Origin of the sequence: Pseudarthrobacter sp. O4, assembly GCF_050157025.1 — a bacterium.
Lineage (GTDB): Bacteria > Actinomycetota > Actinomycetes > Actinomycetales > Micrococcaceae > Arthrobacter.
On sequence record NZ_CP189591.1, the window covers coordinates 112,556 to 138,865 of the forward strand.

General features: G+C 66.7%; 23 protein-coding genes. 12 read left to right on the top strand and 11 right to left on the bottom strand.

Annotation, left to right across the window (positions count from 1 at the left end; translation table 11 throughout):
- Positions 1 to 5: 5 nt before the first annotated feature.
- From ACQCSU_RS00520 to ACQCSU_RS00535, 4 genes are all read right to left on the bottom strand, one after another.
- Positions 6 to 1,334, bottom strand: a complete 1,329-nt coding sequence (locus tag ACQCSU_RS00520; protein WP_426977620.1) for an enolase C-terminal domain-like protein — start codon at positions 1,332 to 1,334, stop codon at positions 6 to 8.
- A complete protein-coding gene (locus tag ACQCSU_RS00525; RefSeq protein WP_426977621.1) occupies positions 1,331 to 2,941 on the bottom strand; it encodes an aldehyde dehydrogenase (NADP(+)) in 1,611 nt (536 codons plus the stop codon). The genes ACQCSU_RS00520 and ACQCSU_RS00525 overlap by 4 nt, the downstream gene beginning before the upstream one ends.
- Before the next feature lie 8 nt (positions 2,942 to 2,949).
- Positions 2,950 to 3,864 (bottom strand): 5-dehydro-4-deoxyglucarate dehydratase, encoded by a 915-nt coding sequence (gene kdgD / locus ACQCSU_RS00530; RefSeq protein WP_426977623.1) that lies wholly within the window; start codon positions 3,862 to 3,864, stop codon positions 2,950 to 2,952.
- A 129-nt stretch (positions 3,865 to 3,993) separates the two neighbouring features.
- Positions 3,994 to 4,878 (bottom strand): LysR family transcriptional regulator, encoded by an 885-nt coding sequence (locus ACQCSU_RS00535; RefSeq protein WP_426977624.1) that lies wholly within the window; start codon positions 4,876 to 4,878, stop codon positions 3,994 to 3,996.
- Positions 4,879 to 5,020: 142 nt separating this feature from the next.
- On the opposite strand from ACQCSU_RS00535, the gene ACQCSU_RS00540 reads away from it, so the two are divergent.
- Genes ACQCSU_RS00540 through ACQCSU_RS00555 form a run of 4 tightly spaced genes read left to right on the top strand, consistent with a single transcriptional unit; the run spans position 5,021 to position 8,570 of the window.
- Positions 5,021 to 6,022 (top strand): tripartite tricarboxylate transporter substrate binding protein, encoded by a 1,002-nt coding sequence (locus tag ACQCSU_RS00540; RefSeq protein WP_426977626.1) that lies wholly within the window; start codon positions 5,021 to 5,023, stop codon positions 6,020 to 6,022.
- Positions 6,019 to 6,627, top strand: a complete 609-nt coding sequence (locus ACQCSU_RS00545) for a tripartite tricarboxylate transporter TctB family protein (RefSeq protein WP_426977628.1) — start codon at positions 6,019 to 6,021, stop codon at positions 6,625 to 6,627. The genes ACQCSU_RS00540 and ACQCSU_RS00545 overlap by 4 nt, the downstream gene beginning before the upstream one ends.
- Positions 6,628 to 6,636: 9 nt before the next feature.
- Positions 6,637 to 8,169 carry a tripartite tricarboxylate transporter permease gene (locus ACQCSU_RS00550; RefSeq protein WP_426977629.1) on the top strand — a complete coding sequence of 511 codons (1,533 nt, stop codon included), beginning with the start codon at positions 6,637 to 6,639 and terminating at the stop codon, positions 8,167 to 8,169.
- A complete protein-coding gene (locus tag ACQCSU_RS00555) occupies positions 8,166 to 8,570 on the top strand; it encodes a universal stress protein (protein ID WP_426977631.1) in 405 nt (134 codons plus the stop codon). The genes ACQCSU_RS00550 and ACQCSU_RS00555 overlap by 4 nt, the downstream gene beginning before the upstream one ends.
- A gap of 15 nt (positions 8,571 to 8,585) precedes the next feature.
- Here the strand turns inward: ACQCSU_RS00555 and ACQCSU_RS00560 are convergent, their stop codons facing one another.
- Positions 8,586 to 9,905 (bottom strand): nicotinate phosphoribosyltransferase, encoded by a 1,320-nt coding sequence (locus ACQCSU_RS00560; RefSeq protein ID WP_426977633.1) that lies wholly within the window; start codon positions 9,903 to 9,905, stop codon positions 8,586 to 8,588.
- A gap of 127 nt (positions 9,906 to 10,032) precedes the next feature.
- Here ACQCSU_RS00560 and hrpB point away from each other — a divergent pair, with 127 nt between their 5' ends.
- The 3 genes from hrpB (at position 10,033) to ACQCSU_RS00575 (ending at position 14,598) form a co-directional block, all read left to right on the top strand.
- A complete protein-coding gene (hrpB, locus tag ACQCSU_RS00565; RefSeq protein WP_426977634.1) occupies positions 10,033 to 12,711 on the top strand; it encodes an ATP-dependent helicase HrpB in 2,679 nt (892 codons plus the stop codon).
- 130 nt (positions 12,712 to 12,841) lie between these two features.
- Positions 12,842 to 13,855 (top strand): isopenicillin N synthase family dioxygenase, encoded by a 1,014-nt coding sequence (locus ACQCSU_RS00570; RefSeq protein WP_426977635.1) that lies wholly within the window; start codon positions 12,842 to 12,844, stop codon positions 13,853 to 13,855.
- Positions 13,856 to 14,205: 350 nt separating this feature from the next.
- Positions 14,206 to 14,598 (top strand): DUF4158 domain-containing protein, encoded by a 393-nt coding sequence (locus tag ACQCSU_RS00575; protein ID WP_426979895.1) that lies wholly within the window; start codon positions 14,206 to 14,208, stop codon positions 14,596 to 14,598.
- Here the strand turns inward: ACQCSU_RS00575 and ACQCSU_RS00580 are convergent.
- From ACQCSU_RS00580 to ACQCSU_RS00590, 3 genes are all read right to left on the bottom strand, one after another.
- A complete protein-coding gene (locus ACQCSU_RS00580; RefSeq protein WP_426977636.1) occupies positions 14,555 to 16,030 on the bottom strand; it encodes an NCS1 family nucleobase:cation symporter-1 in 1,476 nt (491 codons plus the stop codon). The genes ACQCSU_RS00575 and ACQCSU_RS00580 overlap by 44 nt on opposite strands.
- Positions 16,031 to 16,103: 73 nt before the next feature.
- A complete protein-coding gene (locus ACQCSU_RS00585) occupies positions 16,104 to 17,534 on the bottom strand; it encodes an amidohydrolase family protein (protein ID WP_426977637.1) in 1,431 nt (476 codons plus the stop codon).
- 116 nt (positions 17,535 to 17,650) lie between these two features.
- Positions 17,651 to 18,283 carry a GntR family transcriptional regulator gene (locus ACQCSU_RS00590; protein WP_426977639.1) on the bottom strand — a complete coding sequence of 211 codons (633 nt, stop codon included), beginning with the start codon at positions 18,281 to 18,283 and terminating at the stop codon, positions 17,651 to 17,653.
- A gap of 93 nt (positions 18,284 to 18,376) precedes the next feature.
- On the opposite strand from ACQCSU_RS00590, the gene ACQCSU_RS00595 reads away from it, so the two are divergent.
- Both ACQCSU_RS00595 and ligD read left to right on the top strand, forming a co-directional pair.
- Entirely contained in the window at positions 18,377 to 18,859 is a 483-nt protein-coding gene (locus tag ACQCSU_RS00595; RefSeq protein ID WP_426977640.1) for a TOBE domain-containing protein, read from the top strand.
- Between the two features lie 82 nt (positions 18,860 to 18,941).
- On the top strand, positions 18,942 to 19,964 hold the full coding sequence (ligD, locus tag ACQCSU_RS00600; RefSeq protein ID WP_426977642.1) for a non-homologous end-joining DNA ligase: 1,023 nt from the start codon (positions 18,942 to 18,944) through the stop codon (positions 19,962 to 19,964).
- A 15-nt stretch (positions 19,965 to 19,979) separates the two neighbouring features.
- Here ligD and ACQCSU_RS00605 read toward each other — a convergent pair whose 3' ends face one another.
- Positions 19,980 to 20,924 carry an amidohydrolase family protein gene (locus tag ACQCSU_RS00605; RefSeq protein WP_426977643.1) on the bottom strand — a complete coding sequence of 315 codons (945 nt, stop codon included), beginning with the start codon at positions 20,922 to 20,924 and terminating at the stop codon, positions 19,980 to 19,982.
- A 201-nt stretch (positions 20,925 to 21,125) separates the two neighbouring features.
- On the opposite strand from ACQCSU_RS00605, the gene ACQCSU_RS00610 reads away from it, so the two are divergent.
- Together ACQCSU_RS00610 and ACQCSU_RS00615 are read left to right on the top strand one after the other, a co-directional pair.
- Positions 21,126 to 22,325 (top strand): alkaline phosphatase family protein, encoded by a 1,200-nt coding sequence (locus ACQCSU_RS00610; RefSeq protein WP_426977644.1) that lies wholly within the window; start codon positions 21,126 to 21,128, stop codon positions 22,323 to 22,325.
- A 142-nt stretch (positions 22,326 to 22,467) separates the two neighbouring features.
- Positions 22,468 to 23,835, top strand: coding sequence for a serine hydrolase domain-containing protein (locus tag ACQCSU_RS00615; protein ID WP_426977645.1), 1,368 nt, complete (start codon positions 22,468 to 22,470; stop codon positions 23,833 to 23,835).
- 19 nt (positions 23,836 to 23,854) lie between these two features.
- On the opposite strand, the gene ACQCSU_RS00620 is transcribed toward ACQCSU_RS00615, so the two are convergent.
- The gene (locus ACQCSU_RS00620; protein ID WP_426977646.1) at positions 23,855 to 24,151 is read right to left on the bottom strand and encodes a hypothetical protein; all 297 of its coding nucleotides are present in this window, start codon (positions 24,149 to 24,151) and stop codon (positions 23,855 to 23,857) included.
- A gap of 203 nt (positions 24,152 to 24,354) precedes the next feature.
- On the opposite strand from ACQCSU_RS00620, the gene ACQCSU_RS00625 reads away from it, so the two are divergent.
- Complete coding sequence (locus tag ACQCSU_RS00625; RefSeq protein WP_426977647.1) at positions 24,355 to 25,638, top strand: class I SAM-dependent methyltransferase; 1,284 nt, start codon at positions 24,355 to 24,357, stop codon at positions 25,636 to 25,638.
- Here ACQCSU_RS00625 and ACQCSU_RS00630 read toward each other — a convergent pair.
- Entirely contained in the window at positions 25,635 to 26,300 is a 666-nt protein-coding gene (locus tag ACQCSU_RS00630) for an alpha/beta family hydrolase (RefSeq protein ID WP_426977648.1), read from the bottom strand. The two genes, ACQCSU_RS00625 and ACQCSU_RS00630, sit on opposite strands and share 4 nt — an antisense overlap.
- Positions 26,301 to 26,310 lie beyond the last annotated feature (10 nt).

Genomic DNA, 26,310 nt, shown 5'->3' on the forward strand with positions numbered 1-26,310 from the left:
ATCCACTAGCGGACGAGGCAGGGCCGCTTCGGGTCGAAGGACCAGCCGTCAATGAAGTATTGCATGCCGATGCTGTCGTCGCGGGCGTCGAGCCCGTGTTCCAGATACAGCCGGTGGGCCGCGTCCAGGGCATCGCGGTCCAGTTCGATCCCCAGCCCGGGAGCGTCCGGAACCTCGATGGCCCCGTCCTTGATCTGCAGCGGGCGGCGGGTGAGTCCCTGGCCGTCCTGCCAGATCCAGTGCGTGTCCAGGGCTGTGATCTCGCCGGGGGCGGCGGCGCCCGTGTGCGTGAACATGGCCAGCGAGATGTCGAAGTGGTTGTTCGAGTGGGACCCCCAAGTGAGGCCGAACTCGTCGCACAACTGCGCCACCCGGACGGAACCGTGCATGGTCCAGAAATGCGGGTCCGCCAGCGGAATGTCGACGGCGTTGCTGCGGATGGCGTGGGACATCTCGCGCCAGTCGGTGGCGATCATATTGGTGGCCGTCCTGAGCCCCGTGGCGCGGCGGAATTCCGCCATGACCTCGCGCCCGGAGAAGCGGCCTTCGGCCCCACAGGGATCTTCGGCGTAGGCCACGATGCCCTGCATCCGCTTGCCGAGCCGGATGGCGTCGTCCAGGAGCCAGCCGCCGTTGGGGTCCAAGGTGATCCGCGCCTCGGGGAAGCGCTCGGCCAGGGCGGTGACCACGTCCACCTCGGCGTCGCCGGAGAGGACGCCGCCCTTGAGCTTGAAGTCGCTGAAGCCGTACCGCTCCTGCGCTGCTTCGGCCAAGGCCACCACGGCTTCGGGGGTCATCGCTTCCTGGCGGCGTAGCTTTTCCCACCGGTCCTTCGGTGCTTCCTCCACGAGGTACGGCAGCCCGGTCCGGGCTTGGTCGCCGATGAAGAAGAGGTAGCCGAGCATGGGCACTGAGCTGCGCTGCTGGCCATCGCCTAGCAATTCCGCGACGGGAACCCCGAGGAACTGCCCGTGCAGGTCAAGGAGCGCGGATTCGACCGCCGTGACCGCGTGCACGGTGGTACGCAGGTCGAAGGTCTGCAGGCCGCGGCCGCCGGCGTCGCGGTCGGCGAATTTCGCCGCGACGTCCCGCAGCAGGGAGCGGTAGCGGGCCACCGGCTGGCCTGCCAGGAAAGCGCCGGCCTCCTCGATGGTGGCGCGGATCTTCTCCCCGCCCGGCACTTCGCCGAGGCCGGTGCGGCCGTCCGAATCGGTGATGATCACGATGTTGCGGGTAAAGAACGGGCCGTGCGCGCCGCTGAGGTTCATCAGCATGCTGTCGTGCCCGGCGACCGGGACCACTTCAACGTGGGCAATGGTGGGCTGCATGCTCACGCGTTGACCTCTGCTTTCTGTGTTACTGCCCCAATTTCCACGATGCCGTCGATCCGGCGGTTCAGCTGCCAGGGATTGCGGTCCTGCAGCGGCAGCGGCAGCAGCTCCTGCGGCAGGTTCTGGTAGGCAACGGGCCGCAGGAAGCGGTTGATGGCCAGCGTACCCACGGACGTGGTCCGGGTGTCAGATGTTGCGGGGAACGGGCCGCCGTGGACCATGGCGTGGCCGACTTCGACTCCCGTGGGCCAGCCGTTGACGATGATCCGCCCGACTTTCCGCTCCAGTACCGGAAGCAGTCGTGCCGCCGCCGGGTAGTCCTCTTCGGTGAGCTGCAGGGAAGCGGTGAGTTGACCCTCAAGCCTGTTGGTGGCGTCGATGAGCTCCTCGGTGGTCGAGTAGCGGATCACCAGGCTGGCGGCGCCGAAGACCTCCGCGTGCAGCACGTGGTTGCGGACGAACTCGGCGACGGTGGTGCCGTAGATGGCGGGAGCCGGGGCGCTATCCGTGGCACCTTCAGTGCCTTGCCCGACGACACTGACGTTGTCGGCGGAGCCCAGGGCTTCAGCGCCCGAGTTCCAGGCTCCGGCGATGCCTTCAGTCAGCATGGTCTGGCCGGTGCAGGCGGAAACTGCCCGGCCGATGGCGGCGGCGAGTCTGTCGCCGGCCTCGCCTTCCGGGGCAAAGAGCAGGCCCGGAGAGGTGCAGAGCTGCCCGGAGCTGCCCGTGACCGCGGCAACGTACTGCCGGGCGAGCGCGTCCACGTCGCCTGTGAGGGCGCCGGGGAATACGAAGACCGGGTTGAGCGAGGACATCTCCGCATAGACCGGGATGGGTTCGGGCCGGGCGGCGGCGGTTCGCATCAGTGCGATGCCGGCGGACTGAGAGCCGGTGAAGCCGACGGCCTTGATTGCCGGATCGGCGACGAGCGCCTGGCCGATGCTGCTCCCCGGACCGTAGACGAGCGAGAAAACGCCCGGGTGGAGCCCGAAGTCCCTGACGGCCTTCACGATGGCCTGACCCACGAGTTCGCCGGTGCCGGGGTGGGCGTTATGGGCCTTGAAGACCACGGGGCAGCCGGCGGCGAGGGCGGAGGCCGTGTCTCCGCCCGCCGTCGAGAAGGCCAGCGGGAAGTTGCTGGCACCGAAGACTGCGACGGGGCCGAGGGGGATCTGTCGCTGGCGGATGTCGGCGCGCGGCAGGGGAGCGCGGTCCGGCAACGCCGGGTCGATCCGGACCCCGCGGAAATCGCCCTGGCGGACCACGTCCGCGAAGAGCCGGAGCTGGCCGGTGGTGCGTGCCCGCTCGCCCTGCAGCCGCGCGGCGGGCAGCCCGGTTTCCAGGCCCGCACGGGTGATGAGTTCATCGCCGATCGCCTCGATGTTGTCCGCAATGGCGTCGAGGAATCCGGCGTGGGTTTCCGGGTCCAGGGTGCTGAAGGATTCAAAGGCCTCGGCAGCGGCCGCGGTCGCCGGCGACAGCTGATCCAAGGCCAGCAGCGTGTAGGCGGGTTCGAGCTGCTCGTTCGTGGCGGGGTTGAAGCCGAAGGCTGTCTTGCCCTCGCCGGCGACAGGCAGTCCGGCGATCAGGGAATGTCCGGTGAGTGTCATGGTTGCTCCTAGGAGACGGTGGAGATGAGTGCTTTGAGGTCCGCGAGATCCTGGGGCGCCAGGTTCTGCAGGGGAGGCCTGACTCCGCCGGCGGAGCGGCCGATCGCGTCGAGGCCGCCCTTGACGATCGAGACGGAATAGCCCTTCACCCGGTCGCGGATGTCCAGGTACGGGATCACGAACTCGTTGAGCTTCTTGTTCACGGCGACCCGGTCGTGATTGCGGACGTCCTGGTAGAAGTCCAGGGCAAACTGGGGCACGAAGTTGTACATGGCACTGGAGTAGGTGCTCATGCCGAGCTGAAGCAGCGGAAGGGCAAAGGTTTCGGCCGTGGGCAGGCCGCCAAGGTAGAACAGGCGGTCGCCGAGCTTGGCGTAGACGCGGGCGTCATGCTCGAGGTCGCCCACGCCGTCCTTGAAGCCGATCAGGTTCTCGTGGCGGCCCGCCAGGGTGGCTACCGTGGTGTCCTTGTAGATGGCGTTGGCGCGGTTGTAGATGATGACGCCGAGGGACGTGGCCCGGCAGATGGCGCTGACGTGGTCAATCAGACCGCCCTGGTCCGCCTCGGTCAGGTACGGCGGGAGCAGCAGGATGCCGTCGGCGCCGGCGGCCTCGGCGGCGCGGGCGTTGTCGATGGCCTGGGCGGTGGATCCGCCGGCTGAGGCCAGGACCGGGACGAGGTTGCCGACTTCCTGGACGGCGGCACGGACAACACGCTCGGACTCGGCCGGGGTGAGGGAGAATCCCTCACCGGTTCCGCCCGCCGCGAAAAGGCCGGCCACCGGGAAGCTGGCCTGCCAGGCAAGGTGCTTGCGGTAGTTCTCCTCGTCAAACTGCAGCTCGGCATCGAACGATGTGACGGGGAAGGACAGCAGGCCGTCCTTGAGGGCGTTTGCCAGTTCCTGGGGTGTGTATTTTGCCACGATATGGTCCTCCGGGTGGGCGCCGTGATCGGCGGGGAAGTGCGGTTCCTCTTCAGACTAGGTGTGGGCCCAATGCCTGTCTAAGTGCATTTTGGAATGCATTGATACCCTGTGGGCATCGTGGGGCGGTCAGTCCATCTGGAAGTCGAGACTCCGCAGCAACCGGGACAGGGCGGGGTTTTCAACTTTGCGGTTCCAGATTGCGTGAAGTTCCACCGGATCGCCGTGGCTGCTGGCCAGCGGCAGGAACTCGACGCCCTGAATGCCCAGTGCGGTTGCGGAGTGGGGCACAAAGGCCACGCCGCGTTTGGCGGCCACCAGCGAGACCATGGTCAAAATCTGGCTGACGGTGTGGACCACGTTTCCGTGCTGCACTGGCAGCATGCGGATCACGAGGTCGTAGAAGTACCTCGCCTGCATCGGGGAATGCATGACCAGGGCTTCGTCCTTGAGGTCGTCGTTCTCGATGACCCGGCCAAGCGTGGCCAGCCGGTGGTCCGCGGGAACTGCCAACATCATCGACTCGCGGTACAGCAGGCGCGAGTCGAAGACGTTGTTGTCAAAGGGCGGCCTGGCCAGGCCGAGGTCCAGTTCCCCGGTCCCCAGGGCCCGGATCTGCTCGCCGGTGACCAGTTCCTGGAGGTCTACGTCAACATCCGGAAGGATTGTGGAAATCTCCTCCAGCAACGGCCCCAGAATGCTGAACCCGCTGGCGGCGGTAAAGCCGATGCGCAGCACGCCGGAGCGGCCGGAGGCGATGCGGCGGGCAGTGACCGGCGCACGCTCCGCGAGTGCCAACAGCCGCCGCGCTTCGTCCAGGAAGGCCTTTCCGGCGTGCGTCAGCTGGACTTTCCGGTTGTCCCGTTCCAGCAGTTCTGCCCCGACGGTCTTCTCCAGTTTCTGGATCTGGCGGCTCAGCGGCGGCTGGGTCATGTTCAGGCGTTCCGCGGCGCGGCCGAAGTGGAGCTCTTCCGCCACGGCAATGAATCCTGCCAGCTGGTCAAAGGTAAACATGATGCCTTCCTGGTATCACTCGATGCATATTTGGGCTTAGACATGCATCATAATGGCTCCCTACACTCGATTCAGCGAACCGAGAGTGATCCGGTTCACCTGCTTCCGGGGCTGTTGCCCTGCCTGTCAACGAGGAGTTCCAATGATGCACTTCCCCACGCGCCGCACCTTGCTCGGAGCGGCATCCGCCGCCACCCTTCTGGCCCTGACCGCCTGCGGCAATGTCGCCGGCGGCAGCAGCGATTCCTCCAAGTATCCGAACGGGCCGGTCAGCCTCACCGTAGGCCAGGCCGCCGGCGGGAGCACGGACCTGATTGCCCGCGCCATCTCGGAGGGCGCCGCCAAGACGCTGGGCGCCCCGATGCCCGTGGTGAACAAGCCCGGCGCCAACGGCGCCCTGGCCACCAAGGAAGTGGCCGGCAAGCCGGCCGACGGCCAGAACCTGCTGCTTGTCACCGCTTCGCTCATCACCATCACTCCGCTGGCTGTGACGGCCGATGAGGCCGTCAACATCGATGATCTGGACATCATCGCAGGGCTGTCCCAGGACGACTACGTACTAGTGGCCAGCAAAGCCTCCGGGCTCAACACGATCAAGGATCTGACCGGGGCAGGCCGCAACATCACCTTTGGCACCACCGGAGTCGGCACCGGCAGCCAGTTGGCCCAGAAAGTGCTCTTCAAGCAGGCCAACGTGAACGGAACGGACGTGCCTTTCGACAGCGGCAAGCCGGCGCTCACAGCGGTCCTCGGCAACCAGGTCGAGGTGTCCACCATCCAGCTCGGTGAAGCCATGCCGCAGATCCAGGCCGGGAAGGTCACTCCGCTGCTCGTCTTCTCCGAACAGCGGAACTCCTTCCTCCCGGACGTCCCGACAGCCAAGGAATCCGGCTACGACGTGCCCGTGGCGCAGTACCGCGCCGTCGCTGCCCCGAAGGGGACTCCCAAGGACGTGAAGGACAAGCTGCTGGCAGCCATCCAGGAGACCTTCAAGTCTGACTCCTACAAGGAGTTCAACAAGAAGAACATGCTGACCCCGAAGGAAATCTCGGGCGAGGAAGTTGTCACCCAGTGGAAGGACTACGCAGCCAAGTACAAGTCGCTGGTTGAGAAGTACGACATCAGCCTCAGCGGGACGAAGTGACCCGAGCGAAGTCATCCGACCCGGTGTCCGGCGGAGGGGCCAGCGTCAGCGCGGTTCCCTCCGCCGGGCCCGGCCCGGACGGCCTTCCGGACGGATTTGCGGATGACGTGCTGGAGGAGCTCACCCCGGAACAGCTCGCCGCCCAGTGGGAAGACGAAAAGCCGCCCGCGGCCGGAGCACTCGCCAATGCGGCGTCTTCCCTCGTGGTTCTCGGCGTCGGGGCCGGCGCCCTCGTCCTGTCCCTCGCAATGGGGCTGGGCACTCCGGCAGCACCGCAGCCCGGACTGTGGCCGTTCATCATCAGCTGCGTGATGGTGGCCCTGGGCCTTTTCCAGCTGATCGCCGGCCGGCACAACCGGGATGCGGAGAAGTTCACCCGCATGTCAACGGCTCCCCTCACCGGCCTGGTCACCCTCGCCGCCATGGTGGCACTGATGCCGGCCATCGGCTTCGAACTGCCCGCTCTCGTCCTGAGCGTCATCTGGATGAGGTTCCTCGGCGGCGAAACCTGGCGCTCCACGCTGCTGGTCAGCGCCATCGTCGTCGCGGCGTTCTACGGGATCTTCGTCCTGGCGCTCAACACCTCCGTTCCCCACCTCTTCTAGGAGAACCCCGTGGATTTTCTGAATCCCGTGATCAACGGATTTGCCGTTGTCCTGGAGCCGACCAACCTCCTGTACTGCCTGATCGGCGTCGTCATCGGCATGTTGATCGGTGTCCTGCCGGGACTGGGGCCCGCGGCCACCATTGCCATCCTGCTCCCGCTCACCTACAACGTTGAGCCCGTCACCGCCATCATCATGCTGGCGGGCATCTTCTATGGCGCGCAGTACGGCGGAACCATCACGTCCGTGCTCCTCCGGCTACCCGGCGAAGCATCGTCCGTGGTCACCGTCTTTGACGGCTACCAGATGGCCAAGCAGGGCAAGGCCGGCACCGCACTGGGCCTCGCGTCCATCGGCTCCTTCATCGGAGGAACCGCCTCCATTATCGGCCTGACCTTCCTGGCGCCGGTCGTGGCCAGTTTTGCCCTCGACTTCGGCCCGGCCGAATACTCGGCACTCGCGCTGCTCGGCATCCTGCTGGTGGCAACCATCAGCAACGGCGCCAAAACAAAGGCACTAATTGCCGCTGCCTTCGGCTTGCTGCTGGCAACAGTGGGGCGGGACATCTTCACCGGCGAAAGCCGCTTCACCTTTGGCAGCCTGGAGCTCGCCGACGGCATCGACTTCGTGCCGATCGCCATGGGCGTCTTCGGGCTTGGCGAAATCCTGTACAACCTCGAGGAACGGCACCGTGCCGCCAAGGCCCCCTCGAAGGTCACCAACGTCTGGCCATCCCGGGCAGATCTCAAGCAGGCCTCGGGTGCGATCGGACGCGGCTCTGTCCTCGGCTTCTTCCTGGGCATTCTGCCCGGTGGCGGCGCCACGATTGCCTCGATGGCGTCCTACGCCATGGAGAAAAAGCGCGCCAAACAGCCCGAACGGTTCGGCAAGGGCGCCCCGGAAGGCGTGGCTGGTCCGGAAACTGCCAACAACGCCGCCGCAACGTCCTCCTTCATCCCACTGCTCACGCTCGGGATCCCGGCGAACGCCACCATGGCGCTCATGTTCGGCGCTCTCCTGATCCAGGGGGTGACGCCCGGTCCGCAGCTCGTGGATCAGGACCCGGAGCTGTTCTGGGGCGTGGTGAACTCGATGTACATCGGCAACATCCTGTTGCTGATCATGAGCCTGCCCCTCGTGGGAATCTTCGTGAAGATCCTTCGCGTCCGGGCCGCGATTCTGGCCCCGGTCACCGCCCTGATCACCCTGCTCGGCGCCTACACCATCAACAACAGCATGTTCGACGTCACGCTCGTCGTCGTCTTCGGCATCATCGGCTACCTCATGAAGAAGTTCGGGTTCGAACCGGGGCCGCTGGTCCTGGCGTTCGTCCTGGGCTCGCTTCTCGAGAGCTCGCTTCGACGTTCGCTGCTGGTCTTCGGCGGGGACCCCACGGGCTTCTTCAGCCGCCCGATTTCGGCGACCCTGCTGACCGTCTTCGTGCTGGTGGCAGTGCTCCCGGGCATCCGGAGCATGCTGGCCAAGCGCAAGGCCTCCGACTCCGGGGTGCCCGCACCGGAAAAAATCAAGGAGAAGGTATGAGCATCATCGTCGGTTTCGTCCCCACACCCGCGGGGGAGGCCGCCCTCACCGCGGGCATCGCCGAAGCGAAACTCCGGAACGAGGACCTCGTGATCGTCAACTCCGCGCGCGAAGGCGCACTGGCAGACAATGCAGTGGCTCCCCGCGACGTTCTCGAGCAGGCATCTCGTCGGGCCACGGAGGCCGGCGTCCGCACGTCCGTGCTGCAGCCGCCCTACCAGCACGACCTGGCCGACGAGTTCCTGGATCTCGCCCGGGAAATCGACGCATCGCTGATCGTGATTGGTCTGCGCCACCGCTCGCAGGTCGGCAAGTTCATCCTCGGCAGCCATGCCCAGCGCATCCTCATGCAGGCGGACCGTCCGGTGCTGGCCGTGAAACCGGCCGGAGCACCCTTCTAGGCGCCCGCGGCACCGTCATACGTAGACAGTCGGGATAGCGGGTTCGCCCCGCTGCAGCCTGTTCACGACGGGCGGCAGTTCCGCCATCGTATCGGCGTGCCTCCGGCGGGCCCGCGCCACGGCCTCCGGGCCGGTCCAGCCCGGCAGCACTCCGCCATCCTTCATGAACTGCTGGAGCAGCGGCCGCCCGTTCGGCTCGGCGGGAAGGTGTCCGACCCCCACCACCTCGTGCGTGGCGACGCCGTTCCCGTCGAGCCTCCGCACCGCGTACTTCCGGCCGCCCGGGTTGATCTTGTTCCTGGAGGCCTTGGCCACGGGAACTAATTCGCCTGCGTCATTGGTCCGGCTCACCAGTTTGTAGACCATGCCGGCGGTTGGGGCGCCGGAACCGGTCACCAGGGAGGTGCCGATCCCGTACGAATCGGCCGGGGCGGAGCGGAGCGCGGCGAGGGAGTACTCGTCCAGATCGGAGGTCACCACGATCTTGGTATGGATGTTGCCCAGCTGGTCCAGCAGTTCCCGCACGCGCGTGGCCTGCGCCACGAGGTCGCCGGAATCGAGCCGGACCGCTCCTAACTTGTCGCCCGCCAGTTCGACTGCCGTCCGGACGGCCGCTTCGACGTCGTAAGTGTCCACGAGCAGTGTGGTGCCCGGTCCTTGCGAGTCCAGCTGCGCCCGGAACGCGTCGCGCTCCGAATCATGGAGGAGTGTAAAGGAATGTGCGGCCGTGCCGACGGTCCTCAGGCCGAAGCGCCGGCCGGCCGCCAGGTTCGACGTCGCTGCGAAGCCCGCGATGACGGCGGCCCGGGCGGCAGCCGGAGCCGCTTCCTCGTGCGCGCGGCGCGAGCCCATTTCGATGCAGGGCCTGCCGGCGGCGGCGCTGGTCATCCGGGATGCCGCCGAGGCAATGGCACTGTCGTGATTCAGGACGGACAGGACATACGTCTCCAGGATGCAGGCTTCGGCAAAGCTCGACTCCACCATCAGGACAGGGGAGTGCGGGAAGTACGCCTCGCCCTCGGGATAGCCCCAGATATCACCGGAAAACCGGTAGCCTTCGAGCCGGGTCAACGTCGCGTCGTTGACAACCCCGGTGTCGGCGATGAAGTCCAGCTCGACCTGGCCGAAACGGAACTGCGCGATGCCCTCCAGCAGGCGGCCGGTCCCGGCCACGATGCCGTACCGCCGGCCGTCCGGCAGGGCCCGGGCGAAGGCCTCGAAGATGGTTCTGCGGTGCGCCGCGCCGGACTGCAGGGCCGCCTGGAACATGGTGAGTTCATAGTGGTCGGTGTAGAGGGATGTCCGTGGACGTTCCCAGCCGGCGGGGGTATCCATAATTCACTCTAGACCGCATCCGCTGCGCGGTACGGTGTGCGGTACCGTGCGCTTTCGGAGCACCCTGCCTGGGGCGAAGCGGCGGCCCCGGACGGTGCAGGCATGACTTTGTCGGCACAATGGAGTGGTGCCTTCTTCCCCGTTCGTCCCCCTTGACCCCGCCGTCGCCCGCGGGCCCTTCGATCTGGGTGCGATCGGAGCCGGGCTGACTTTTGCGGAGTCACTGGCGGAGCTCGCTGCCGCGCTTCTGGCTGCAGGCCCGGCGGGCACCGCGGTGGTGCAGGCCCCGCCGGGCACGGGCAAGACGACGCTGGTACCCCCGCTGCTCGCCAATATCGGCTCCGCCATGAAGGAAGGACGGGATAACGCCGCCGCACCGCGCGTGGTGGTGACCCAGCCGCGGCGCGTCGCCGCCCGCTCGGCAGCCCGCCGCCTGGCCGCCCTGGACGGCAGCCGGCTCGGGGACAGGGTCGGCTACACGGTCCGCGGGGAACGACAGACGGGCCCCGGGACCCTGATCGAGTTCGTTACTCCGGGGATCCTGCTGCGCCGGCTGCTCGCGGACCCGGGGCTGGAGACCACCGGCGTCGTCATCCTCGACGAGGTGCACGAACGCGGGCTGGAGACCGATCTGCTCGTCGGCCTGCTCGGTGAAGTCCGGCAACTGCGCGGTGACCTTACCCTCGTCGCCATGTCCGCCACCCTGGATGCGCCGCGCTTCGCCGCCCTGATCGGGGGCGGGATCGGGGCCGGCGGGGAGCCCGACGGCGGCGGGCCGGCTCCCGTCGTCGACTGCCCGTCCGCGCTTTACCCGCTGGACGTCGAATGGGCGCCCGCGGCGGGGGCACGGCTGGATCATCGGGGAGTGACGCGGGCGTTCCTGGACCACGTGGCGGACACGGCCGCGGCGTCGCACGCCAAAGCCTGTGCATCCGGACAGGACCTCGACGCCCTGGTGTTCGTCCCGGGAGCGTGGGAAGTCTCCTACGTCGCGGCCCGAATACGCGGCCGGACCGGTGCGGAAGTATTGGAACTTCACGGCCAGATCGGCCCTGCGGAGCAGGACCGTGTGGTTTCGGGGCGGGAACCGGGCGGGCCCGCCCGGATCATTGTGTCCACGGGCCTGGCCGAATCCTCGCTGACGGTTCCGGGAGTCCGGCTCGTCATTGACTCCGGGCTGTCCCGTGAACCGCGCCGGGACGCCAGCCGCGGCATGTCCGGCCTGGTCACTGTGTCCTGCTCCCGGGCGTCGGCCGAACAGCGCGCCGGACGTGCGGCCCGCCAGGGGCCCGGGAAGGTGGTGCGCTGTTACGACCAGAAAACCTTCGGCGCCGCCCCGGCCCACCAAACCCCGGAGATCGTGGTGGCGGACTTGACGGCCGCCGCCCTGATCCTGGCGTGCTGGGGCTCGCCCGGCGGCCAGGGGCTGGCTCTTCCGGACGCTCCGCCCCGGGCGGCGATGGCGGAGGCCGTGGAGGTACTGCGGGAACTCGGCGCGGTCCAACCGGACGGCCTCGCCACGGATCTGGGCCGGACCCTTGCCCGGGTGCCCGCCGACCCGCGCCTGGCCCGCGCCCTGCTGGACGGCGCCGCGGCCGTCGGCCACCGCACCGCGGCGGAGGCCGTCGCCCTCGTGGCCGGGGACCAGCGTGCCCCCGGCGCCGATCTCACAAGACTTTTGGCCGGGCTGCGGACGGGCGGGGAACTGGCGTCCCGGCGCTGGAACGAGGACGTCCGGCGGATGGAGGCGATCGCGCGCCAGGAGAAGTCCGGCGTCGTGGCCGCTTCACTGGCTGCCCCGCCGGCGCCCGCGGCGGCGGTTGGTTTCGTCGTCGCCCTCGCGTTCCCGGACCGCGTGGCTCGCCGGGTCTCCGGTGAGGGGCCGGAGCGCTACCTCCTCTCGTCCGGTACCCGGGCAGGGCTGCCTGCCGGCAGCTCACTGTCCGGTCATGAGTGGCTGGCCGTCGCCGAAGTCTCCCGCGCCCAGGGGCGGGATGCGGCGGGGACCGGTGCCGTGATCCGTTCCGCGGCGCCACTGACGGCGGATACCGCGGAGGCCGCCGCCGGGCAGTTGCTGACTGACACTGTGGAGGCGCGGTTCAGCCAGGGCCGCGTCACGGCCCGGCGGGAACGGCGGCTGGGCGCGATCGTGCTGTCCTCCACACCCGTTCGGCCGTCCGCCGCGGAAGGACGTGCGGCGGTGGCCCTCGCGCTGGAGCAGGAAGGACTCGGGATGATCGGGTGGTCTCCGGCGGCGGACGCGTTGCGCCGGCGCCTTGCCCTGCTGCACCGGGAATTGGGCAGCCCCTGGCCGGATGTTTCCGATCCGGCGCTGCTGGCCCGCCTGCAAGAGTGGCTGGAACCCGAACTGGACCGCCTGGCCGGCGGCGCCGCGACGAGCGGCATCGACCTGGCGGATCCCTTGCGGAGGCTGCTGCCATGGCCCGAGGCGTCGCGGCTGGGTGAGCTGGTGCCGGAGCGACTGGAAGTACCCAGCGGTTCCTGGGTGAAAATCGATTACCCGGACGTGGATGACGACGGCGGCCGCCCGGTGGTGGCGGTCAAACTGCAGGAGTGCTTCGGCTGGGACCAGACGCCGCGGCTGGTGCGCGGAAGGGTTCCGGTGCTTTTCCATCTGCTCTCGCCGGCCCGCCGGCCGCTGGCCGTGACGGACGACCTGGCGTCCTTCTGGTCGGGACCCTATGCGCAGGTCCGTGCGGAGATGCGGGGCCGCTATCCCAGGCACCCGTGGCCGGAGGACCCGTGGACGGCACCGGCGACGGCGCGGACGAAGGGCAGGATGTGAGTCCGGTTGCCGGAGCCCTGGCCCGGAAGTCTTATTTCGACACGTTTATCTTCGACGATGCAGTCCCCTCCGTAACATTGAAGCAAGTACAGGCGCCAGCTTGCCAAGTTCACTGAAAAGGACTAAGACGTTGCCACTCGAATCATTGCCCATCCTTGACTTTTCCCGTTTGAACGCAGGTGCGGAAGAAGCGGCGCAATTCCGGAACGAGCTTCGTGAGGCGATGCATGAAGTCGGGTTCTTCTATCTGGCGGGGCACGGGGTTCCTGAGCAGCTGACCGAGGCGATTCTGGAGGTCTCACGCAGGTTCTTTGACCTGCCGGAGGAGCAGAAGCTCGCCGTCGAAAACGTTTTCAGCCCTCAGTTCCGGGGCTACACCCGGGTAGGCGGCGAACTCACGGACGGCGCCGTCGACTGGCGCGAGCAGATCGACGTCGGCGTCGAGCGCGGCGCTGTGCAGCCGGGCCCCGGAGTTGCGGATTACTGGCGCCTGGAGGGGCCCAACCTGTGGCCGGAGGCGTTGCCCGAGATGCGGGAGATTGTCTCGGAATGGACCGAGCGGCTGAGTGCCATCTCGCTCACACTCCTGCGGGCCGTGGCTGTGTCGCTGGGGGCGGCCGAGGACACCTTCGACGACGCATTCGCCGCACGCGCTTTCCCCTTGCTGAAGATCGTGCGGTATCCCGGGGAGTCCAACCCGGAACCCAGGCAGGGTGTGGGCTCCCACCGCGACGGCGGGGTGCTGACCCTGCTTCTGGTGGAGCCCGGAAAAGGCGGCCTCCAGGTTGAACATGAGGGCCGCTGGATCGACGCGCCGCAGGTACCGGGAACCTTCGTGGTCAACATCGGCGAGATGCTTGAACTGGCCACGAACGGTTACCTTAAAGCGACCCTGCACCGGGTGATCTCGCCGCTCCGCGGCACTGACCGGATCTCGCTGCCGTTCTTCTACAACCCGGCCTTGGATGCGACCATGCCACAGCTGGCCGTGGCCCCCGAATTCCAGGCGAAGGCCCGCGGCCTGTCGGTTGACCCAACGAACAGCCCCATCCTGGAAACCTATGGAGACAACGCCCTCCGCTACCGGCTGCGGGCGCACCCGAACGTCGTCGCGGAGCACCACGCGGACCTGCTGAAACGTTGACGCCGGCGGCCTGATCCGACGGGGGGGCTGATCGGCCGGTGGGGGCCACGATTCCGCTACGCAAATAGCCGTATGACGCGGAAACGGCCCGGCGCTACGGGTATCCCATGCTCGGGCTGCATTTCTACTACCCGGCGCAATAGAGACACTCCGCTGGTCCCACCGGCCACACAGACATCTGGTTCGGTTGCAACCGGACAGCGCCGCAGACTGACTTCCTGGCCGGTGATCTCCTCGCCGCGCCCCCTGAGGGGTGTCCGTAGTACTCGCCGAAAATCGGGCGGATATGGCTGGGTAGACTTCTGAGCGGGGATCTGTGGGGCTGGTTGGAGGTCGTATTGGCGACGCGGGTGTTCGCGGACGGGGAGTTGGAGGGTCTGCGGGGGTTCCTGGAGATCGGCCGGGACGAGTTGTTCCGGTTCTTCACCCTGTCCCCGGCCGATGTCGCGTTCGTCGATCCTGGCCGGGGGCGTGGGCCGGCGGATCGGCTCGGCCTGGCGGTGGCGCTGTGCACGTTGCCGTGGTTGGGGTTCGTGCCGGACAAGGTGTCGGGGGCATTGTCGGTGGCGGTGGCCAGGCTGGCCGATCGGTTGGGCGTCGATCCGGGCGGGTTGCGGGGCACCGAGCCCAGGGGCCGGACACAGCACCACGAGTGTGCTGTGTCCGGCCCCTGGCCACCGTTAAGAGCAGGGCAGCTTGTTACTCGACCGGCTCGAGCTCGGCCTCCAGTTCTGCCGGGATAACGACGGGCTTTGTGGACCCACCCATTGCGAAGAAGTAGCCAACCCCCGCGGTCACCAGCCCTGCAGGCCAGGCAAACGCTGCCACCGATTCAAGTCCCGGCACAAGCGCCATGATGGCGGCGAGGATGGCTGTCGGGACAAAGACGGTGATGGCCTTAGGGTTGAATCCCTTCCGAAAGAAGTACTCACCCGTTTCATCTGAGCGGTACAGGTCCTTGATGTTGATGACTCCGCGGTTGATCAAGAAGTAGTCGGCGGCCATGATTCCGAACAGCGGGCCGAGGAAGGCTCCCAGGCCGCCCAGGAAGTAGTTGACCACGACGGGGTTCGAATACAGGTTCCAAGGCATGACGAGCAGTGCCAGCACAGCGCTGATGATGCCGCCGCGGCGGAAGTTTATGTGCTTGGGCCACACATTGGCGAGGTCGTATGCGGGTGAGACGAAGTTCAGGACCACGTTCACCCCAATGGTGGCGACGATGAACATGACTGCGCCGATGACAAGGACGGTGGTGTCGGGGACCCTGGCCAGGATCAGCGCGGGGTCGGTGATGGCTTCCCCGAACACGACAACGGTGCCGATGGTCATGGTGATGCTGATTGCGGCGAATGCCGCGAAGTTGACCGGGATGCCCCAGAAATTACCGCGCACCACGGACCGTGCCGACTTGGCGAAGCGTGTGAAGTCGCAGTAGTTCAGCAGCATGGTGGCGTAGGTGGCGACGAGGAGGAAAGCTCCAGTCAGCACGCCACGGAACGCATCTCCGCCGGCCATCGGCTTGATCGACAGGTCCATCGGGATGTTCCAGCCAGCCATGGCGAAGAGCCATACGGCCATCCCCAGCATGACGGCCCAGACAATGGGCCCGGCCCAGTCTTGGAAGCGGCGCACGGCTTCCATTCCACGGGTGATGACCAGAAGCTGCAGAATCCACAGCAGAATGAAGCAGGCCCAGCCCAGCAGGGACAAGCCCAGGAAACTCTGGTTCTGCCATTGCTGCAGGTCCGGGTCGATCCGCAGTAGGAGGACGACGACGGCCATCGAGGCGAGATAGGTCTGGATGCCGTACCAGCAAATGGCGATGACCGCGCGGATCAGGGCGGGGATGTTGGCTCCCCAGATGCCGAAGCTGATTCTGGCCATGACCGGGAAGGGAACGCCGGTGCGCTGGCCCATCTTGCCGGCCCAGTTCATGCCGAAGAAGAGAATCCCGGTACCGATCAATATCGCCGCAAGGACCTGCCAGCCCGTGAGGCCGATGACGAACAGGCCAGCAACGAAGGTGTAGGTGCCGATGTTGTGGATTGCCGACATCCATACGGCGAAGAAACTGTACGAGGTCCATTTCCGCTCCGTGGCGGGAGCTAGGTCTTCGTTGTAGAGCCGGCCCGTTGGGTCGAGCGCGGCCAAGGACTTATGGTCCGTATCCATGGTGACTCCTTTGTCATTCTTTCGGGGTGGGGTGGGGTGGAGCTGGGATCGAGGGTTGGGATGGCGTTAGGAACTAGGACTTGCTGCCTGCTGTCTCCAGCTCCGCAGGCAGGCCTGCTCCTTCCCGGAATCCGTGGCGCTCAATGAAGCGGCCAACTGGTCCCGGGTCGTGGAAGCCGTTTCCGTCCAGGACGATCCGGCCGGCGGAGACCACCAGCTGCGGCCATCCACGCAGGTTTTTGCCGTCGAACGGAGAGAAGTCCGTGCCCATGTGCAGCCCGGCACCGGACACCGTTCGAACCTCGGCCGGGTCCACAAGAACCAAGTCGGCGTCGTATCCGGGTGCGATGACGCCCTTCCCAGGAACGGCGTTGATTCGGGCAGGGCCTGCAGCGAAGACCTCCGCGAAACGTTCGGCACCGCGGCCGTCGGGCGAGACCATTTCCGTAAATGTGACCGGCATCCGGGTCTCAACACCGGGGAGCCCGTGCGGCATCTGGCGGATGTCGTCGCTCCGTTCGAGCTTTTGCGAAAGGTCATAGCAAGAGTGGTCCGAAGAAATGGTGTGAACTGCGCCGGAGAGCATGCGTTCCCGCAACGCTGAAACCGTCTCCGGGCTGCGCATCGGCGGACAGCAGGCGTACCATTCGGGGAACCGCTCGCCGTATACGGACTCATCCAGGGCCAGGTAGTGCGGGCACGTCTCCGAGTACGCAGCGATTCCCCTCAACCGGGCTGCAGTAACCAAGTCCACTGCGCCGGGGGTGGACTGATGGACGAAGTACACCGGAGCGCCTGTGTATTCGGCCATGGCCAGCGCTTCCTTGACCGAAACTTCTTCGGCAAGTTCAGGCCGGGTCTCGTGCAAGTGCCGGATGCCGATAGCTCCCGAAGTGGCGTGGGCCTCGGTGCAGTCGACGATGATCGCATCATGCTCGGCATGAATGTAGGTAAGTCCGTCCAGGCGGACCATCTGCTTCATCACCTGCAGGATTGTGTCGTTGTCCGCCAGGGTGGATCCACGATTGGTCGTGTACATCTTCACCGAGCGGATTCCCAGCGATGCGAGTTCCTCGAGCTGGGCGGGTATTGTCTCATCCCAGTTGACGACCGATCCGTGCAGTCCGACGCCGCAGCGCGATTCGCGTGCCAGCGCGATCTTGTTATGGGTTGCCTCCAGCGGCGTTTCCGAGCTGTCCCTGGGGATGCCGAAGTCCAGGATTGTAGTGGTGCCGCCCCACAGCGCAGCCATCGACGTCACAGCGTAGTCATCAATGGTGCGGAACTTGCCGGTCACCTGCGCCACGTGGCAGTGACCGTCCACGCCGCCCGGAAGCAGCAGGCGCCCGCCGGCGTCGACGGTGACGTCCGCTGGCGGCACTGGGTGATCGACGTCAACCAGGTCCGCTATTTTGCCGTCATGGATGACCACATGGGCGTTGCGGCGGCCGTCTGCGTTGACGACCACGGCATTGGAGATAACAAGGTCTGGAAGATTCTCCATTGAAATTCCTGTTCCTGGTACACGGTTTCTCCTTGCACCTATCGGATTTTGGGTGCACTGACGGAAGGGCTCCGTCCGCCGATGGCAGCAGACAGTCCCAGGCCGTTTGGCTGAGGTCAGTGCGTTTGGTAGTAGTCCTTGCGGTACTTCTGAATGTGGCTGCTGGACGCGAGTCCTGCGTGCTCCGGGTCACCACTGGCGATGGCCATGTATAGCCGGCGGTGTTCCCTGATCAGTTCCGGCAGATCGGACACATGACGAAAGAGCCAGTGCATCCTGCCCTGCAGCGGTTCCAAGGCCGCACGGAGGAAATCATTTCTCGCAATGGTTGTGATGGCGTCGTGGAATTCATTGTTGGCTGCGTGCGCCTCAAAGATCGACCCGTTCTCGAGGCAGCTCTGCGCCCGTTCCAGAAGGGCATCGAGGCCTTTGAGGTCGGCAGGCGTCGCCCTCGCCGCCGCCAGCTGGCTGGCAAGCACCTCCAGAGCCAGGCGCACATCGAAAAGGTCGGCAACGTCCTCCGGGGTCAGGCTACTGACAATCGTGCCCCGCGACTTCGCTTTGTCGCTGACCAGGCCTTCCTGCCGCAGCATGCGCAGTGCTTCCCGGACCGGCAATCTGGAAACGCCGAACTCGTCTGCGAGATCACGTTCCACCAGGCGGACACCTGGAGCATAGTGACCCTCGAAGATCCTGTTGCGGATCGTGTCGCGCACGCTCTCCCGCAGAGGACGGTCGTCGGTCTTCACTGAACTCTCCACGATGGGTCCTTTGTTTGGAGTCCGTTCAAAGTCTCGTTGGGGATACTTTGCGGGATCCCGGTTTGGGATCCCAAAAAGAGTGTGCGGGATCACACTGGCAAAAGTCAACAGTTTTTCGAGTCGCCACTTTATGGGGTCCAGTCCGGGCCGCCGGAGGAGGTCTACAACCACCCGCTGACCGACTGGGTGGCCAGTTTCCTGGGCGACACCAACCTCATCCCCTGCAGCATTGTTGAGCGAAACGGGGACGAGGCTGTGGTGGATCTCGGCGGCCTGGGCCTGGCCAGGGTCCGGGACCGCGGAGCCGACGGCGAGAACTACGCCGTCTCCATCCGTCCGGAGCACCTCAAATTCAGCACACAGGCCGCGGGCAACGGCTGCGCCGCAACGCTGGTGTCCTCCACGAATCTGGGGGCCACGGCGCGTCACCGGCTCCGGGCCGGCGGCCATGAGCTCCAGCTGCGTGAGCTCAGTTCTGACCGGGCCGCCGGTTTCCTGCCGGATGAGGAGCTGTGGGTGGGCTGGGACGCGGACAAGGCCCAGCTGCTGGTTCTCGAGTCCTGAGCGGCACCGCCGGGGGATAAGAGCCACACCTTGGCGTGGGGGCAGGCTATTCTTTGCGACTGCTGCAGAGTAGCTTGTCCCCATGGCCAAGGAAGAAGCCCACGTCTCTGTCAGCTCCCCGCACGGCACCCGGGAGATCCGGATTTCGAGTCCCGGGAGGGTGCTGTGGCCGAAGCTCGGGCTGACGAAGCTTGATCTCGCCCACTATATGGTCGCCGTCGGGGATGCGTTCCTGGCCGCGAACGGGGACCGTCCGGTGACGCTCCAGCGGTTTTCGGACAACATCGACGGCGAACAGTTCTTCTCGAAGAATCCGCCCAAGGGCGCCCCGGACTATGTGCGGTCGGTGACCGTGGTCTATCCGAGCGGCCGTTCGCATCCGCAGCTGGTGTTTGACGAAATCGCGGCCGCGGTCTGGGCCGTCCAGATGAACACCATCGTGTTCCATCCCTGGCCGTCGCGGGCCGGCAATTCGGACAACCCGGACCAGCTGCGCATCGATCTGGACCCTCAGCCCGGCACCGGGTTCGAGGACGCCATCCCGGCAGCCCAGGAGCTGCGGTCCGTGCTGGCCGAGGCGGGGCTGACGCCGTTCATCAAGACGTCCGGAAACCGCGGGCTGCACGTTTTCGCCCCTATCGAGCCCGGCCACGAATTCCTGGAGGTCCGGCACGCCGTGATCGCCGCCGCCCGCGAACTTGAACGGCGGATGCCCGAGAAGGTCACCACGGCCTGGTGGAAGGAGGAACGCGGCACGCGGATCTTCGTTGACTTCAACCAGGCCAACCGCGACCGCACCATGGCAGGGGCCTACAGCCCACGCGCCCTGGAGAACGCCACTGTGTGCTGCCCCATCGGCTGGGAAGAACTCGAGAGTACCGAGCCAACGGATTTCACCATCGCCACTGTGCCGGACCGGCTCAAGACCACCGGGGACCCGTGGGCGGAGATGCACGCCACGGCCGGCACCATCGACGTCCTCATGGGCTGGTGGGAACGGGACGTCGCCGCCGGACTGGGGGAGCTGCCCTTCCCGCCGGACTACCCGAAGATGCCGGGCGAACCGCCGCGGGTACAACCGAGCCGGGCCCGCAGCAAGGGCTAGGGACGCCCGTGCCGGCTACACGCCGAGCAGCCGTTCACCGTTGAACCAGCAGACGGCGCGCAACCAGTCGTCGTCGAGCCGCGGTTCCTTGCCGCGCAGGCGTTCGAGAGCCTCAAGCTGGTGGGCATAGGGATAGGGGATGTTGGGGAAGTCGCTGCCGAGCACAACCCGGTCTGCTAGATCCGCGAGCCGCGGCAGCAGCTCGGGCGGGAACGGGGCGGCCGCCTCAAAGAAGTCCGTGAAGGCCATCGTGGTGTCCAGGTGAACGCGAGGGTACGTCTCGGCCAGGGCCAGGAACTCCGCATACTCCGGTGCCCCCAGATGGGCGACGACGGCGGTCAGCCCGGGATGCCGGCGCATCACGCCCTCAAGCTTACCGGGCCCGGTGAAGCCCGCCCGCGGAACCGGCCCGCTGCCCACGTGTAGGACCACCGGAACCTCTGCGTCCGCCAGCAGCCCCCAGACCGGGTCGAGGACCGGCTCGCGGAGGTCAAACCCGCCGACCTGCGCGTGGACCTTGAACACCCGGGCGCCGCGCTCGAGGGCTGATTGGACCTGGTCCAGGACGCCGTCCTCGGGGTAGAACGTCGCGCTGGGGACGCAGTCCGCTTCGGCTGCTGCCAGCTTCAGGGCGTAGTCGGTGAGGTCCGCCGCCATGCCCGGCCGGTGCGCATAAGTCAGCGCGGTGAAGCGCCGGATTCCCAGTTCACGCAGCCGGGCCAGCCGGCTCGCTTCGTCCCAGCGGTAGGTGATCGGCCACGGCCGGCCGACCAGCGGGCCGGCCTCGTCGAAGTGCGCCCAGACCCGCTTCATCATCCGTTCCGGCAGGAAATGTGTGTGGATATCGATCAGGCCCGGCAGACCCAGCCGTTCCCACCACCGGGGCACGTCACTATCGCTCAGCGGTTCCGCACGGCTTCTTCCGTGGCGTGCGTCCAGCTCGGGCGTCTCTTCATCCATCCCTGCAAACTACCATCACCGGATTCGCCGAGGAGGTGGCGGGCGGCTGAAGAGCAGCACCTCAAGGCGCGGGGATCCCGAGGGCAGTGACTCACAGGGAATACTGAGCAACTATGGGGGCAGCCCTGATCCGCGTGTGGGAGAGTTCCAGCACTGGGCTGTTTGCCCCCGCCGGGTCGGTCAACGAGAAAGCCGGAAACAATGAGCCGGAATGCCGCAAAAACTCTGGGGTTCAATGTCACGGGACGTGCCGCGTGGCTGACTTTCGCCGTGATCCTCGCCCTGGCAACAGCCGCCTGTACCCCGACACCGCCGGACGGTGGTGGCCCGCCCGGCACGGGCTCGGCGACGGCCGCCCCCAGTACCGGCGCTCCTAGTACCGGCACCCCCAGCAACGGCGCCTCCGCCCGGCCACAGTCCCCGACGGCGGCGCCAGGGACCGGGAAGCCCGGGCATGTGTTCGTGATCAACCTGGAGAACAAGGGCTACGAGAAGGTCTGGGGTGCGGGCTCGGAAGCGCCGTACCTTGCCAAGACTCTTCGCGCCAACGGCGTGCTGCTGTCCGATTACTACGGGATCGCCCACCACTCCAACGCGAACTACCTGGCGCAGATTTCGGGACAGGCATCAAACGCCATGACCCGGGACGATTGCCCGACGTACGCCCCGTTCACGCAGACCGGGAGCGCCGGCCAGGGGCAAGTGCAGGGCACGGGCTGCGTCTATCCGGCGTCGGTTCCCACCGTGGCGGGCCAACTCAGTTCGGCAGGAAAGACCTGGAAAGGCTACATGGAGGACATGAAAACCCCCTGCCGCCATCCCGAGCTCGGTGCCAAAGATGATGACCAGAAGGCGAAGGTGGATGACCAATACGCAACCCGCCACAACCCGTTTGTGTATTTTGAAGAGATCACGTCGTCCCCGGAGTGCCAGAACAATGTCGTCGACTTCACCGAGCTCGCCGGGGACCTGCAGTCCATCGCGACGACGCCGGCCCTGTCCTATATCACGCCCAACTTGTGTAACGACGGGCACGACGCCCCGTGCGTCGATGGAAGTCCTGGTGGCCTTGCCAGCGCCGACAGCTGGCTCCGACAGCAGATTCCGACCATCCTGGAATCGCCCGCCTTCAAGAAAGACGGGGTGCTGGTCATCACGTTCGACGAATCTGAAGGCAACACCGGCGGGCCTTCGGGAATACCGGGTGGAACGGCAGGGGGCAAGATCGGCGCACTGGTGCTCTCGCCTTTCACCAAGGGGGGCACGACGTCGGATAAGCCCTACAACCACTTCAGCCTCCTCGGCAGCATAGAAGACATCTTTTCCCTGCCGCATCTCGGATATGCCGGGGCGCCGGGGCTGAACCGTTTCGGGGCCGACGTCTTCAACGCCCGGTCCTGATCGAACCTGAGCGGACCCTGAGGGAGGCTCCGAGCGGGACTCTTCTACTACCCGCCGCCATGCAATAAATTGGGACTCATACGCCGGTACGGCAGCCTACCTACCAGTCGAAGACTGCAGCGAGCACCGGCTGGAGTCCAGGATGACGACACCGCTTGCCCACACGAAGCGCACGACGCTCACGCGCCGCTCACTCACCACCCTCTGTACGGCCGCTGCGGCCCTGCTGCCGGCAACAGCGTGCGCCGCACTTGTCCCTCCCCAATCCGAATCAACGGCAACGGCAAGCGCGACGCCAAGCGCAACGGCGGCGGCAACCGTGAATTCCGCAGCTTCGACAGCTCTCCTGCCGCTGGACAAGGCAAGGTTGCGGGAGACCTTTGAAACCCAGGCGGACCAGTTGCTCGTGCCCGGCGCCGTGATGTTCTTGCGCACGCCCGAGGGGGACTTCAGCCTCAGCTATGGCGTCAAGAGACTGGGAGGAAGCAGCCCCGTATCGTTGGCCGACCACATCAGGATCGGTTCCATCACGAAGACCTGGACCGGCGCCGTCATCCTGCAGCTCGTGCAGGAAGGCCGGCTGAAGCTCGGTGACCCGGTGTCGAAATACCGGCCGGACGTTCCTAACGGGGACAGCATCACCATCGAACAAATGCTTAGCATGCGCAGCGGCCTGTACAACTACTCTGAATCGTACGAGCTCAACCTGGCCATGGACACGAGGCCGCAACGGGTCTGGACGCCCGAGGACCTGGTGGCAATCGCCCTTCCTCTTCCGGTGTACTTCGCCCCGGGTGAGGGATTCCACTACTCGAACACGAACACCGTTCTGCTGGGGCTCATAGCGGAGAAGCTCGAAGGCAAACCGCTGGGCGAGATCATCCGGAAGCGGATACTCCGGCCGCTGGGCCTGACGCAGACATCGTTCCCGCCGTCGGAATCGAATGAGCTGCCCGCGCCGCATCCGCGCGGCTACATGTTCATGAACAACGTCCTGACGATCGCCACGGCAAAGCTGCCGGCCGACTTGATCGCCCGGGCCCAGGCCGGAACCCTGTTGCCGAACGACTACACGAATTCGAACCCGTCGTGGACCTGGGCGGCCGGCCAGGGCATCTCGACCGCCGGCGACCTCGCCAGCTGGGCCGAGGCCATCACCGCCGGCAAAGTCCTGAACCCGGAGATGCAGAAGATCTGGCTGGACAGCCCCCGGCCGGTCAACCCAGGCGACCCCGGCGGGGCGCTGTACGGACTGGCCCTGGCGAAGTTCGGAAACCTCTACGGACACACGGGCGAACTGCCCGGTTTCAACACTTTCATGGGCAGCGACCCGGTCAACAAGGTGACGCTCGTGGTGTGGACGAACCTCGCGCCCTCGGCCGACGGACGCGACCCCGCGGCGACGATCTCCAAGGCACTGCTTGGGGAGCTTTACGCCCCGGCGGCCGCACCACCGCCCACGCCGTCGCAATCTCCTGGGCCTGCGGCAATGGCGGAGAGCGGACCCTAAAGGTTTCCCCCTCGTGGGGTCAACGGCGCAGCGTGCGGATCACGCCGCGTACGGAGAAGCCAACGGCGCAGACCAAGGGCGCCAGCCCGGCGAGCAGCGCAATGGTGTTGGGCCGGAACACCACGTGTCCGCTCCCGCCACGGCAATAGACGCCGAGCGGGAGCACGAAGCCGCCGCCCCCGCCACCGGACGCGCCGCCGTCGGCAGCAGCAGTGCCGCCGGCTTCGGAACCGCCACCGAAACCGAAGGACACCAGCGCCACCGGGACCAGTTCTTCGCCGTCCACCTGTACGGCAGCCCCGTAGGCCCTGGCCACACCCAAATTCTTGAACGTCTCTGCGAGAGACGGGAGAGCATCTGTCATGACAACCACCGTAGGCATCCCGCCGGGGGAGCACCAGAGGCGCCGGGATCCCGTCCCGGGCCGCGCCGAGGATTCAGGGCCGTCCGGCCCCTGTTCGAACGCGCGGACTGCGCATAGATTTGGCCAAGGAAACCACTGGACGAGAGGTTAGGGACATGACGACAACGACGGGTGTGGCAGCACGGCTGGCCGGAGCGTTGGCCATTATCCTTGGCACCCAGGAGATCCCGCTGCGGCTGCAGGCTTGGGACGGCTCGGAAGCGGGGCCAGCAGACGCCCCGCTGATTGTATTCCGGTCACGGCGGGCCTTGCGCCGGATGCTGTGGTCGCCCGGGCAGTTGGGCCTCAGCCGTGCGTACGTTTCCGGAGATATCGATGCTCCCGGCGATGTCTTTGCCAGCTTCGCCGCGCTGAGCTCCGGCGGCAAATTCGCCGAACCCGGCCCCTTCCGACGACCCACTCTCGGCGAGCTCGGAACGATTCTCAGAACCGCCGTGCGGCTCGGCGCGCTCGGGCCGAATCCGGCGCCCCCGCCGGAGGAGGCAAAGATCGTCCGGGCCGGCCGCCGGCACTCGAAGAAGCGCGACGCCGCCGCGATCTCACACCACTACGACGTGGGCAACGACTTCTACGCCCTCGTCCTTGGCCCGTCGATGGTTTACTCCTGCGCGGTCTGGGATGACCGGCGCACCGGCCTGTACGCCGCCCAGGAAGCCAAGATCGACCTCGTCTGCCGCAAACTGGGACTCCAGCCGGGCATGAAGGTGCTGGATGTCGGCTGCGGCTGGGGCAGCTTTGCCCTGCATGCCGCCCAGCGTTACGGGGTCGACGTCGTCGGTGTCACCCTCTCCACGGAACAGGCGGCGCTCGCCGGCAAACGGGTGGCCGACGCCGGGCTGACCGAGCGGGTGGACATCCGGGTCCAGGACTACCGCGACGTCGGCGACGGGCCGTTCGACGCGATCAGCTCCATCGGGATGTCCGAGCATGTCGGCCGCGAGCAGATGCCAACATACGTCTCACAGCTGTATGGGCTCCTGCGTCCGGGCGGCCGGCTGCTCAACCACGCCATCTCCTGGAACGCCGGCCCCACGGACCCCGACCCGGATTCCTTCATTCCCCGCTACGTCTTTCCCGACGGCGAGATGCTCAGCCTCGCGGAGACAATCGGCGCGCTGGAAGCCGGCGGCCTTGAGGTGCTCGACGTGGAGGCGCTGCGCCGGCACTACGCGCTGACGCTGCGGGCGTGGGTCCGGAACCTGGAGGAACACTGGAGCGAGGCCGTGCAGTCCGCCGGCGAAGGGCGGGCCAGGGTGTGGCGCCTCTACATGGCCGCGAGCGCCTTGGGCTTCGAGGCCGGTATTACGGGCGTGAACCAGGTGCTCGTCCAGCGCCCAGGGGGCACCGAACCGCCACTGCGCCGGACTGCCTGGACCTAGGCCCGCCCTTTCATGAATGCCACGACCGGGCCCGCCAGCGATGCCCCCACCTCCTCCGTGCTGCGCTTCCTGCCCGCGACGTCGAAGGTGTGACCGCCGCCCTCGCACCACTCCAGGGTTGCGGACGGTCCGATCCGGGCAACCACGGCCTCGAGCAGCTCCGGGGTCGCAAACGGGTCGCGCGTGCCCTGCAGGAAGAGCATCGGCAGGGTCAGCCCGTAGAGGTGCTCATCGCGGAGCTTGTCCGGCTTCCCCGGCGGATGGAGCGGGTAGCCGAGGTAGACGAGCCCGGCGGCAGGCATTCCCTCAGCCACCGCCATCGAGGCCATGCGCCCGCCGAAGGATTTGCCGGCGGCCCATAGTGGTTCCCCGTCCGAGCGTGCAGCGGCCTCATCCAGGGCGGCCCGCCACGCAGCGGTGGCCGCCGGCGGCCTGTCCGGGAACTTCCGCCCGGCCTCGCGGTACGGGAAGTTGAAGCGCAGCGTCGCCACAGACTCCTCGTTCAGGGCCCGGGTGAAGCCGGCGAGGAACGGATGCTCCATCCCGGCCCCTGCGCCATGGGCGACCACGAGCGTGGCGAAGGGGTTGCCGGGCCGGGCGTAGACACCGGACACGGACGACTCGCCGACGGTGATGGTGACGGGGGACTCGGGAGTGGGCATGACTCCATGA